Origin of the sequence: Paenibacillus sp. NPDC056722 (assembly GCF_042790635.1) — a bacterium.
In the GTDB taxonomy this organism is placed as follows: Bacteria; Bacillota; Bacilli; order Paenibacillales; family Paenibacillaceae; genus Paenibacillus_AQ; species Paenibacillus_AQ agri.
Genome location: NZ_JBHTYV010000002.1, coordinates 152,785 through 164,195 on the forward strand (window position 1 = coordinate 152,785; position 11,411 = coordinate 164,195).

Annotated in this window: 7 protein-coding genes; 2 read left to right on the forward strand and 5 right to left on the reverse strand. The window is 46.3% G+C overall.

The genetic code is table 11. The features are described 5' to 3' along the window. Positions 1–5 precede the first annotated feature (5 nt). Positions 6–2,408, forward strand: coding sequence for an ABC transporter permease (locus ACFRAM_RS05235; RefSeq protein WP_379464867.1), 2,403 nt, complete (start codon positions 6–8; stop codon positions 2,406–2,408). Positions 2,409–2,558: 150 nt separating this feature from the next. On the opposite strand, the gene ACFRAM_RS05240 is transcribed toward ACFRAM_RS05235, so the two are convergent. Genes ACFRAM_RS05240 through ACFRAM_RS05255 form a run of 4 tightly spaced genes read right to left on the reverse strand, consistent with a single transcriptional unit; the run spans position 2,559 to position 4,355 of the window. After that, positions 2,559–2,726 carry a hypothetical protein gene (locus ACFRAM_RS05240; protein ID WP_379464868.1) on the reverse strand — a complete coding sequence of 56 codons (168 nt, stop codon included), beginning with the start codon at positions 2,724–2,726 and terminating at the stop codon, positions 2,559–2,561. Further along, a complete protein-coding gene (locus tag ACFRAM_RS05245) occupies positions 2,723–3,643 on the reverse strand; it encodes an erythromycin esterase family protein (protein ID WP_379464869.1) in 921 nt (306 codons plus the stop codon). The genes ACFRAM_RS05240 and ACFRAM_RS05245 overlap by 4 nt, the downstream gene beginning before the upstream one ends. Before the next feature lie 31 nt (positions 3,644–3,674). Continuing rightward, the gene (locus ACFRAM_RS05250; RefSeq protein ID WP_379464870.1) at positions 3,675–4,160 is read right to left on the reverse strand and encodes a DUF6773 family protein; all 486 of its coding nucleotides are present in this window, start codon (positions 4,158–4,160) and stop codon (positions 3,675–3,677) included. Further along, the gene (locus tag ACFRAM_RS05255; RefSeq protein WP_175371218.1) at positions 4,161–4,355 is read right to left on the reverse strand and encodes a helix-turn-helix transcriptional regulator; all 195 of its coding nucleotides are present in this window, start codon (positions 4,353–4,355) and stop codon (positions 4,161–4,163) included. It lies immediately after the preceding gene. Between the two features lie 207 nt (positions 4,356–4,562). On the opposite strand from ACFRAM_RS05255, the gene ACFRAM_RS05260 reads away from it, so the two are divergent. Next, positions 4,563–5,474: an SDR family oxidoreductase gene (locus tag ACFRAM_RS05260; RefSeq protein WP_379465520.1), complete on the forward strand. Its 912-nt coding sequence runs from the start codon at positions 4,563–4,565 to the stop codon at positions 5,472–5,474. Positions 5,475–5,558: 84 nt separating this feature from the next. On the opposite strand, the gene ACFRAM_RS05265 is transcribed toward ACFRAM_RS05260, so the two are convergent. Further along, positions 5,559–11,396 carry an Ig-like domain-containing protein gene (locus ACFRAM_RS05265; RefSeq protein WP_379464871.1) on the reverse strand — a complete coding sequence of 1,946 codons (5,838 nt, stop codon included), beginning with the start codon at positions 11,394–11,396 and terminating at the stop codon, positions 5,559–5,561. Positions 11,397–11,411 lie beyond the last annotated feature (15 nt).

Sequence of the window (11,411 nt, forward strand, 5' to 3'; positions counted from 1 at the left end):
CGTCGATGGCTGCGATCACGTCCATTTGCCTCGGAAATTTGCGCAAACGTAAGGTTCAGAACCTGCTGATTGCACTGCTTATTCTGTTGTCTACGCTTTTAATGAACACTTCCATTACCGTTATTGCCAATTCAGAAGATCTCTATGAAGACCTGCATCAGGAGACACAAGGGTCGCATGAAATCCTGAATCTAACTCAAGGGCTTCACAATCCACAGCAGGTTGCAGGATGGTGGGCTTCCCAAGAAGGCGTTACCGCGTCTGTGCTGATGCCTTACCGGTCTTTAGCTGGCGTGACTTACAAGGGAGAAGAAATACCGAATCAGTATTTATATATGATGAATACCCCGGATCGGCCGTTTGGCACGGATGAGCTGGTTTTTGCCCAAGGAAAGGAAACGCCTCATCCCGCGCCAGGAACGGTGTGGATTCCTACTTCTCTGGCCTATAAGAATGAGATTGCCGTAGGAGACGAGCTTCAGTTCAAGGCTGGTTCTACTCAGCTTACGCTAACGGTTTCAGCGATCGTAATCGATCTTCCGCTGGGAGGACCCTTTTCCACAACTGCGCGCATCTGGTTGAACGACACGGATTATGGTCATTATCTTGCAGGCTTGCCAGGCTCCGATTCCTATTTCATGGGTATTCGTTTCGCTGACTATAGTCAACATGAGGCCTACTGGGAGCGGTTTGAGAATTTCTTCGGTGTCCCTTTTATGGAGGAACGGCTCACCTATGAGGAACTTTCCTCGTTCTATTTTATCATGAATAAAATCATCGGCTTTGTAATGAGCTTCCTCGGTATTGTCATGATCCTGGTCGCCTTGTTTACGATCGGCTTTACCATTTCAGACTCGATTCTGTCCAGCTACACAACCATCGGGATTTTCAAATCCCTAGGGCTATCTTCAAGGAAGATTATTTTCACCTACATTCTCCAATATAGCCTGCTGTCGCTGGTCGCCGTTCTTCCGGGGGTCATATTCAGCCGCCTGTTATCCCGCATCATTATTGAACAATCCTTATCCTTTTTAAAAACAGCACAGACCTCCATCCCCATTCAAAATATAGGGACGAGTGTATCCGTAGGGGCCGGGATGCTCCTTGTAATTCTGCTATGTGTATGGCTGTATGCGAGCAAAACAAGACCCATCCAGCCAATGCAAGCCATTCGTTACGGAATGTCAGAAGCCGCCTATAGCGGCATCAACAAACGAGGGAACCGAAATAAACGACGTGGCAGTGATTTTGAGCGCTGGCCAGTGTCTGTAGTAATTGGGCTGAGAAATGTAACTCGCAATGTCAAAGGTTCTCTGTTGATGCTGCTGCTGACCACAGTGACCACAGCGGTACTTGTCTTTGGTCTGGTCCTGGTTAACAGCATCTCACAAATGCAGAAAACAGCTCCGCTTTGGGGCTATGATTCCGCTAACGTTGTCATAAGGATTGTGAATGCATCGGAGATGGACCGTGCAGCCTTGGAAAAGGACATCCGTGCCGATTCCAGAATCTTGAACCTGAACTGGGCAGGCCATGCTATTGGAGTCGTTCCTGGTAACCGGATGCAGCATTCTACAAGTACGAGTGGCCAGTCACAAACTGTTAGCATCCCGCTTACCGTCATAGAAGGAAGTATGGATGAGCTGGGCCTTGCCAATATCACGGGGCGTAATCCGCAGAATCCAAATGAAATCTCGATCGGTATTAATATTTCACGGCAAATTGGCAAAGAGCTTGGAGATATTATCGAGCTTTATATTGAAGGGAAACGGCACTCTTTTACAGTGACCGGCATCTACCAATCCATTGCCAATATGTCCTTTCAAGCCAGAGTCACAGCGGATGTCGTGACCAAATTAAATCCGGATGACGGATATATGAATCTGTCGGACGTTCAGGATTCCGATGATATCGTGCAGCAGCTAAATGACAAATACAGCTCCAGCATTCAGGCCGTTAAGCAGCAGACACTGCTGGATTCAGTCTTCAAGGAGGCCAGTGCCGTCCTGATCATTCCTATGAGCATTTTGGGATTACTATTTCTCATGGTCAGCTGGCTTATCATCTATAGCACTTGCCGGATTCATATCCGGAAGGAGACAAAACCCTATGGTATCTATAAATCCATTGGACTGACTTCAAATACAATACGCGGAGCTGTAACCTGGGGGATTGTGGGGCTATCTGTTATAGGTGCTGGAATAGGGATTTTATGTGGTATCTATCTCCTGCCTCATCTCTTGCGCGGACTTCTATCCGCATACGGCATCGTCAAATTGCCGCTCTTTATGAACTGGACAGGGATTTCTCTACTTGCTCTGCTAAGCATCACCGTGGCAGGCTTCGGCTGCTGGATTGCATCCGGAGTGATTCTAAAGACTACCCCGCGTATTCTAGTTTCGGAATAGCAGGTGTAGGGACTGATAGTATCCAGGTTGGAAAATGAAATCTTTCGGGGAAAATTTAAGCCTCTTCTTATGTTTTCGGACTTAGGGCGGGAGTGTGAGAAGAGGCTTTTAAATGTAGGGCTCCCTACGCGTTCTTTCACCGACAACCTTCTATTCAAGAAGTGTTGAAGGAGTAACCTTTTTGAAAACAATCATTCCATCAAATGTATCAATAGGGACAATCGTTGTTGTATAAAAATACTTCAGACTCTTTTGCCAACTTGAAATTCCAACGTTTAAGGTTGTAATGGTTTGCTTACCCTCTAAAATTCTGTTCAAATTTTATCTCCTACATCATTACTTAAATGTTCGCCTAAAGAAGTATAGCTAGTAACTGATTTTTTACCGATATGACCATTATGACCATTAATAAACAGTACACTACCGTCTCCGTGCCGTAAAAACCAACTTACTTTCTCTGACATATACTTATCCCGCAAAGAATTGTAATCAGAATTACTGCTTAATAGCAAATCACTATACGCATAGATTGTATTCGCACTTTCTCTTGCAAAATCAAAACCAGTCTGTCCAGCAATGGCAACAATATCTTTTTCGTAAGTGTCCATTTCTTTCAACAACTCTAAAGCATCTTCTTTGGACTTTTTCAAAACATCTACACTTATAGCCAGTCTATCCTCATCAGTCAATTGTAAAAAAGCAGTTTTATATTTTTCACTCAATTCAGGTGCAGCTAGATCTAAAATGGAAAATAGCTTTTCCTTGTTATTATCGTAACGTTGTATGTCCATTCCATAAAAGTGTAAGTCTTTTCCCGCGGGGGCGTTTTTATTATAGGAACGCATCCAATCAACTAAATCAGCCATTTCTTGCGTATTATAAATCTTGAAGCCTATTTCCTTAACAACATCTTCGGCGGATCCCTCAGCCCCATGAATATAAGCATCTGCCTTTAATGCTCCTCCAAAATCCCCCTCAATAATAAATGTTCGACTCCCATTCTTTTCTACCAAAGCTTTGAACACTTCTGCTTTCATCTGTTGATATTCTTTTGTGCCATGACTTGCTTCTCCAAGCCCTACAACCTGCACATTTTCTGAAACAGTAAGAGTACTGATATCTGTCTGTAAAATAGATAAGTCCGTTGGCAGTTTTGCTGCTCCATTTCCACAGCCTGCAAGCAGAGAAATACTCAAGGTTGCTATAGCTGCAATAGTTAACATTTTTCTTCTCATTCTTAACCTCCTTCCATCTCTATTGTAGATTTCAATCGTCTTCTTCTATTTCATTGAGTTTCTTTTCAATTCTTCTTTGTCCTAGCAAGTTGGACCAATATAGAAGAGCAAATATAACTGAAATAAAAACAAGCGCAGAAATGAACGTTACTACTAATACTGAAATAAATAACCCATCGAAAATCCCAGAGTACTTATCACTGTAAAGAGAATAGTTTCTTACTCCGTTTATAATACTTATTGCAAGGCTTATCGCTAAAATAGACGTTATTGTTAATACTTTTCCACCTTTGGAATTAAGAACATATCCAATTAACATGCTCCTTATTGCGATATAAGCTGTGGACAAAATAATAATCCCAAGTTCAACTGCGAACTGTGAAAAGTCCAAATCCAGCACATTGGATTTAATAAAGCAAGAAATAGCTGCCAAGAATATTACTACCCAATAGGCTTCGCTCTGAACTTTGTTCTTTAACTGCATAATTCGTTCATCTTTGATTTTCGTATTTTTCATTTAATCCTCCCAGAATAAGTCATTAAGTGTTTTGTTAAGAGCTTTACAGATTTCAATACAAAGTTTCAATGTCGGATTATAATTTCCGGATTCTATCAAGCCAATCGTTTGCCGTGTTACACCCACAATGACAGCTAAATCCTCTTGACTCATATCGTTTTCAATTCGAGCCATTTTCATTTTTTTATTTTTCAAGAAATCCATCCTTCCTTATTATGGATTTTATTATATGTTATACATTCCAAAATGTAAACTATATATTGCATAAAGTAATTTATATTATTCTTTTAGATATATATAAATTTCAATGGCTTAAGAATAAAGTAAGATCCATATGTGACAAGAGATGTCGTGATTACAATCTATAATTAAGTTGTATTCAACAAAGGAGGTATGAACGAAATGACTTGTTTACAAGGAAAAATTGCTTTAGTGGCTGGGGCTACACGGGGAGCTGGACGAGGTATCGCTGTAGAGTTAGGGGCATCAGGCGCGACGGTTTATGTGACAGGAAGATCAACTATAGCTCATCGTTCCGAATACGATCGTCCTGAAACTATAGAAGAAACGGCTGAACTAGTTACCATGGCTGGCGGTCACGGAATCCCGGTTCAAGTCGATCATTTATATCCTGATCAGGTCAAGAAATTAGTGGATCGCATTGAGCAAGAGCAAGGCCGGCTTGATATTCTCGTGAATGATATATGGGGAGCTGAAAAGATGATTGACTGGGATGCCCCTGTGTGGAAACATTCACTTGATAATGGTCTGCGTATGTTGCGGCTCGCTATAGACACGCATCTCATTACAAACCATTTTGCACTCACCCTCCTGCTTAAAAATAAGAATGGTTTAATTGTAGAAATGACCGACGGAACAGCTGATTATAATCATAAAAATTACAGAGTATCTATGTTTTATGATCAGGCTAAAACCTCCGTTATTCGTATGGCATGGGCTCTTGCTCAAGAAATTGGGCCTTATGGATGTACAGCAGTGGCGCTCACGCCAGGCTGGATTCGTTCGGAAATGATGCTCGAACATTATGGAGTACATGAAGAAAATTGGAAAGATGCTGCAGTCAAGGAACCTCATTTTATCATTTCGGAATCCCCCCGTTTTGTTGGCCGGGCTGTTGCTGCTCTTGCTCAAGATCCTGAATTAGCAAGATGGAATGGACGATCCCTTTCAAGCGGAGAGCTTGCGCAGGTTTATGGGTTTACGGATCTCGACAGCTCACAACCGGATTGTTGGCGTTACATAACCGAGGTCATAGATGCTGGTAAACCAGCGAATGTTGAGGGTTATAGATAAATAAAATACAAAAAAACATCCCTTCCCAACATTGAAACTCTTGCCGGGAAGGGATGTTAAATTATACCTACGGGATATCTCTACTTAGATCAGACCTGATTTTTGTAAAAGTCTTTGAATAATGGTTGCAACCTCAGCTCTGCTAATGAATGACTTCGGTGCAAGCTCAGTAGCGCTTCGTCCAGATATGAGGCCAGCCTGTACACTGTCAGCAACGCTGCTTTGCGCCCATCCAGATACGTTTGCTGCATCCCCAAATGAAAGAAGTGCTGCATCTTCCGCTTGGATGGACAGCGTTGCCTTCAGTCCAGTAATCGTCATTGCTCTGGAGAGAATCGTCATGGCCTGTTCTCGAGTAATTTTGTCGTTCGGCCGGAATGTACCGTCCTCAAACCCGCTAATCAACTGATACGCATATGCCGTGTTGATCGCGCTGCTAGACCAATCTGATATCTTCACATCAGAGAACACCGTTGAGCTATCTTCCAGCTTCAATCCCAGTCCGCGCACAAGGATAGCTGCGAACTCGGCTCGGGTGATATCTCGATCTGGACTAAATAGACCGCTGCCCGTACCATCAATGACCATCCGTGATCCCATGTCGTTAATCGCATCTTTCGCCCAATGGTTCACGACATCAAGGAATTCGACCGGATGCCAGACGACAGAGTAAGTACTATTAGTTAAGCTGTTGATCTGAGCGTAATACTTGCCATCGATTTGAACGATCTTAGTCGGTACGTGGCGAACACTTCCATCCGGACCAACAACAACGCCTGTCGTGATCTTGTTCGGGTCAACCCCGGCCGGAATGGCGATCGTTCTTTCCACATAAGCATTGAACTTCGATACTTCAACACTAGTATTTTCGTAAACAGCTTTGATCGTAAAATCCAGCGGTGGAACTACAAGCGTGAACGTGCCTTTCACTGCCGCGTCCTCTACAACCTTCACTGCATCCGCTGTTGGCTTGGCGATTTCGATTTGTATCTTAATGTCTTGCAAAACAATCGACTTGCCCAGTTTTTCCGATATAGCATCGATTTGAATTTGTTGTGCCGGGATCGTATACGTCGCTTGATCCGTCTTGATCGCTACAAGAGCTTGCTTGCTTTCCATGCTTTTGATCATCTGACCATTAAGCTCACCAATTACGACATCAGAATTAGAACCGACCGGAATCGTAACAATGGCCCCTTGACCTTCAGTCTCCAGTTTATCCTCCAGCTTCTTCTGGTCGACGATAATCGTTGTAACGCTCTGGTCATTTCGCTTGCTTGTTGAAGCCGTTCCCGCATTCTCCACTTTCCCGTTAACAAGGATGTCAACACTTGTATTCGTATTGACAGGTACCGTCGGTGAGGAAGGCTGGGATGAGCCCGAATTGCCATTGTTGCTAGATTCTGCTCTCGGTATGATTGTATTCGATTCGGCGGATGCTGTGCTTCTTTTTCCTGCAGCATTGATCGCTACTACCGTAAAGCTATAACTCGTTCCATTGGTCAACCCTGTTACAGTAATCGGACTTGTCGCTCCGGTAACGACCACATTACCTGGTGAAACAATCACTTCATATCCCGTAATTGGGATACCTCCGTTTTCAATAGGAGCCGTAAACGTAACGATCGCTGTTCCATCACCGGCGACCACCGTCACATTGGTAGGCTCTCCCGGGATCGTTGACGGAGTCACGCTTACTTCATTCGATGCTGCGCTCAAACCGCCCTCATTTCCGGCCTTCACCACAAAGTAATAGGTCGTACCGTTTGTCAGATTTTTAACGATATGAGAAGAAGAAGTCACAGTTGTCGCTTCAACCTCAGTAAATTGACCTGAAGTCGTCGCCATATAAATGTTGTAATAAGTGGCTCCCGTTACCGTATTCCAATTAAGAGTAACCTGATGATCGCCGTCAACAGCCACCAGGCTTTGCGGATTAGCAGGAACTCTCGCCAAGTTTACGGATTGCGTGACGGTAAATGTCTCAGGCGTCATATGATCCGCAGCTATCGTAACCGTTGCCGTATAGGTGCCCGAAGGCAAATTGTCCTTGGCATGGATATCAAAGCTTGTTGCTGTGCCGCTAGTTAAGTTTGATGATGGATTCGTCGTTACAAAATCATTGGCGTTCTTGCCGCTAAGCGTTACCGACAAGTTTACCAGGTCGCCTGTACCTGTATTCGTGATGGTGATTGGTCTAGTTTCTTGGGTACCTGAATGGTATCCCTGAGTAAGAGCCGCTAACGATTGATCCGTAATTTCATCAATCGAATAAGAAAGTGCAACTGTGACCATAATCGTTGCGGTACCTTTCTTCGTTGCGTCTGCCGTCGAAGTTGCCGTGACCGTATAAACGCCCGGTGCTGCATTCGCTGCTACGCTTACTTTTCCTGTGTTGTCCACCGACACTTTGTTGCTCGCGTCACTGCTACTCCACGTAACCGTGGTCGCTGCTCCGCCAACGGCATCAACTGCCGCTGCGAGCTGCTTGCTATTGCCTGGCAAGATGCTTGCCGTGCTTGGGCTGACCGCTACGCTATTAACTGCTGGCGCTACCGTCACTGTGATTGTCGCAGACGCTTTCTTCGTTGCGTCTGCTGTCGACGTAGCTGTAATTGTATAACTGCCCGGTACCGCATTCGCTGCTACAGTAACTTTACCGGTGTTGTCCACTGCCACTTTATTACTGGCGTCACTGCTACTCCACGTAACCGTGGTTGCTGCTCCGCCAACGGCATCAACTGCCGCTGTGAGTTGCTTGCTTCCGCCTGGCAAGATGCTTGCCGTGCTTGGGCTGACCGTTACCCCATTGATGGCTGGCGCGCTCGTCACCGTGATCGTCGCGGCGGCTTTCTTCGTTGCGTCTGCCGTCGATGTTGCTGTAATTGTATAACTACCTTGTGCCGCATTCGCTGCTACGGTGATCTTACCTGTGTTGTCCACCGCCACTTTGTTGCTAGAATCACTGCTACTCCACGTAACTGTGGTCGCTGCTCCGCCAACGACATCAACTGCCGCTGTGAGTTGCTTGCTTCCGCCTGGCAAGATGCTTGCCGTGCTTGGGCTGACAGCTACGCTATTGACAGCTGGTGCTACCGTCACCGTGATCGCCGCAGATGTTTTCTTCGTTGCGTCTGCCGTCGACGTTGCCGTGATTGTATAGCTACCCGGTGCTGCATTCGCTGCTACGGTTACTTTCCCTGTATTGTCCACTGCCACTTTATTGCTGGCATCACTGCTACTCCACGTAACCGTGGTCGCTGCTCCGCCAACGGCATCGACTGTTGCCGTAAGTTGCTGGCTTCCTCCTTGCACCACACTTGCACTACCCGGAGTGACATTCACGCTATTGACTGCTGATGCCACCGTCACCGTGATCGCTGCAGATGCTTTCTTCGTTGCGTCTGCCGTCGACGTTGCCGTGATCATATAGCTACCCTGTGCCGCATTCGCGGCTACGGTTACTTTCCCTGTGTTGTCCACTGCCACTTTGTTGCTGGCATCACTGCTACTCCACGTAACCGTGGTCGCTGCTCCGCCAACGGTATCGACTGCCGCTGTGAGTTGCTTGCTTCCGCCTGGCAAGATGCTTGCCGTGCTTGGGCTGACCGTTACGCTATTGACGGCTGGTGCTATCGTCACCGTGATCGCCGCAGAGGCTTTCTTCGTTGCGTCTGCCGTCGACGTTGCCGTGATCGTATAATTACCCGGTGCCGCATTCGCTGCTACGGTTACTTTACCCGTATTGTCCACGGCCACTTTGTTGCTGGCATCACTGCTACTCCACGCAACCATGGTCGCTGCTCCGCCAACGGCATCGACTGTGGCTGCGAGTTGCTTACTTCCTCCTTGTACCACACTTGCACTGCCAGGAGTGACACTCACACTATTGACTACTGGAGCTAAAGTAACCGTAATCGTCGCGGCCCCTTTTTTGTCGCTGTCCACTGTTGACGTTGCCGTGATTGTATAATCGCCCGGCACAGCATCCGCAGCAACAATCACATTCCCTGTACTGTCCACAACGACTTTATTGCTGACGTCACTGCTCTTCCACGTGACGGTTGTCGCGATGCCTGCAAGAGCGTCTACTGTAGCCGTAAGCTGCTTACTCCCTCCTTGCACTACGCTTGCGCTAGCTGGGCTAACCGTCACACTGTTGACTGCCGGAAGCAGGGTTCCTGACTGCAGAATCGTTCCAGTTACCCCCGCCGCCATATATGTGCCTTTTCCGTACGTGACGCCCATTAGGCTTTTCTGAATGCCGCTCGCTCGGATCGTCCAATTCACTCCATTACTAGAGGATACTATCGTGCCTTGATTCCCCACCGCCACATACATGCCATTTCCGTAAATGACGTCCCACAGAGTATTAGAAGCTCCGCTCGTTCGCTGCATCCAGTTCGCTCCATCACTGGAGGTCAGAATCGCTCCATTTATTCCACTTGTACCCACTGCCACATACGTGCCATTTCCGTAGATAACATTATATAAATAACTCGTATTGCCACTCGTTTGGATCGTCCAGTTCTCTCCATCACTGGAAGTCAGAACCGCTCCACTATCTCCCACCGCCACATACATGCCATTTCCGTACGTGACGCCATTTAGAGAATACGTAGTGCCGACTGTTTGACTTGTCCAGTTCACTCCGTCACTGGAGGTCACAATCACCCCATTGTATCCCACTGCCACAAACATTCCGTTTCCGTAAGTGACACCTCTTAGATAATACATAGCACCGACTGTTTGACTTGTCCAGTTCACTGCGTCACTGGAAGTCACAATCACTCCATTGTCCCCCACTGCCACATATGTGCCGTTTCCATAGGCGACATCGTTTAGATCCACTCTGCTGCTGTTAGTTTGGCTCGTCCAGCTCGTTCCGTTACTGGAGGTCATAATGAATCCCCTGACCCCTATCGCCACATATATGTTGTTTCCGTAAGCGACTCTCTTTAGATCACTCGTAAGAGGGTTCGTTCGGATCGTCCAGTTGGTTCCGTTGTCGGTAGTCAGAATCGCTCCGCCTGTACCTATCACCACAAACGTTCCGTTTCCGTAGGCGGCGCTAATTAGGCCAGTTGTAACGCCGCTCGTTCGACTTGTCCAGCTTGTTCCGTTGCTGGAGACCAAAATATTTCCAGTATAAGAATCAAAAGCCATAAATGTGCCGTTTCCGAAAGCAACGTTATATAGAATGCTCGTAGTTCCACTCGCACGGCTATTCCAGGTTGTTAAGTTAGCAGAGGTTAGAATGGTCCCACTAGCACCTACTACCACATACAGGCTATTTCCATATGTGATACCATTTAGAGCATCCGTAGAGCCACTTGCTTTGCTCGTCCAACTCGTTGCATTGGTAGAGGTCAAAATCGTTCCCCTAGTTCCTACCAACACATATGTTCCGTTTGCATAAATGCCTTTATTAAGATTATTCGTAGTATTACTCGTTCGGTTCGTCCAGCTGACACCGTTATTGCTGGAGGTCACTATCGTTCCACCTGCACCCATCACCACAAACGTTCCGTTTCCGAAGGTGACGCCACTTAGCGCACTCGAAGTAATAGTCGCTCTGTTCGTTCGGTCCGTCCAGTTCACTCCATCGGTGGAGGTCACAATGATTCCAGTGGCCCCCACTGCCACAAACGTGCCATTTCCAAAGGCGACGCTAGTTAAATAATTTGTAATGACACTGCTTCGTTTCGTCCAGTTCACTCCGTCACTGGAGGTCACTATCGCTCCGCCTTCCCCCACCGCTACAAACATGTTGTTTCCGTAGACAACTGCATTTAAACGCTCACCCGTAGGCAACGGATTACGGATATTCCACTCGTCAAGAGAATCTGCAAAAGCATACTGAGGAATATTGCCCGCAATTAATAAAAATACGATGAAGATCGACATCCAACGTTTGATCATTTTCTCTATTCCACT

Coding starts and splice junctions, on each gene's coding strand:
- ACFRAM_RS05235 (WP_379464867.1), top strand. CDS start 6: ATGGCTGCGATCACGTCCATTTGCCTCGGAAATTTGCGCAAACGTAAG.
- ACFRAM_RS05245 (WP_379464869.1), bottom strand. CDS start 3,643: ATGAGAAGAAAAATGTTAACTATTGCAGCTATAGCAACCTTGAGTATT.
- ACFRAM_RS05250 (WP_379464870.1), bottom strand. CDS start 4,160: ATGAAAAATACGAAAATCAAAGATGAACGAATTATGCAGTTAAAGAAC.
- ACFRAM_RS05260 (WP_379465520.1), top strand. CDS start 4,563: ATGACTTGTTTACAAGGAAAAATTGCTTTAGTGGCTGGGGCTACACGG.
- ACFRAM_RS05265 (WP_379464871.1), bottom strand. CDS start 11,396: ATGATCAAACGTTGGATGTCGATCTTCATCGTATTTTTATTAATTGCG.